The sequence below is a fragment of the Bacillus sp. LR--39 genome, from assembly GCF_053613335.1.
The window spans coordinates 1-707 of sequence record NZ_JBSIOT010000880.1 but is presented as its reverse complement, the minus strand read 5'-3'; the positions used below and the strand labels follow the sequence as shown (position 1 = coordinate 707).

Genomic DNA, 707 nt, shown 5'->3' with positions numbered 1-707 from the left:
AAATGCAAGAAATCTCACGGGTAACGGACATTCCGCTCGTTCTCCATGGAGCTTCGGGCATCCCGGCTGATCAAATCGCAAGAACGATCCGTCTGGGCCATGCGAAAATCAACATTAATACCGAATGCATGGTGGCCTGGACTGAGAAAACGCGCAGCATATTTAAAGACAATCCCGATTTATATGAACCCCGCGCCTATATGACGCCAGGGATCAGCGCAGTCAAAGAAACGGTTAAACATAAGATGAGAGAATTCGGGTCATCCGGAAAAGCGGTATGCACCCAAAAGATAGAAATATAAGCTAAACCAATATCGCCTCCACTCACTTAATCGAAGTGAGTGTTTTTTTGTTCGCAGTATTTGTAAAGATATTCTAAAGGTTCAAAAGTATGATTGACTGTAATTGATATAATAGTTATAATTTCCCTCATAATCCATTTTGATCAGAAAAGATTTTATTTTCTGAAAATAAATGACAGCAAGACAATAACTAAATCAGGTGAATGCTATATGCTGACAAACGTTTTAAAGTATCGGGTTCATATTTTATTTATCGTGTTATGTTTGATCGGCGGGACGACATGGGCTTTTCAAAAAGCCGGGCTGAGTGACAGCCTTCCATTTTGGTCCGCCGGCATGCGGTTCATGATCGCAAGCATTTTGATCGCGGCGTTTCTGTTGGCACGGAGGCAGTTTGTTCTGTCA

Annotated in this window: 1 protein-coding gene and 1 pseudogene; both read left to right on the top strand. The window is 42.0% G+C overall.

Going from position 1 to position 707, the window contains the following annotated elements; translation table 11 throughout:
- Window positions 1–302: class II fructose-bisphosphate aldolase (locus tag ACWHAR_RS27210; RefSeq protein ID WP_452088449.1), on the top strand; the 302-nt coding region annotated here is incomplete at its 5' end.
- 210 nt (window positions 303–512) lie between these two features.
- Window positions 513–707, top strand: a pseudogene (locus ACWHAR_RS27205) (DMT family transporter); the annotation flags it as partial.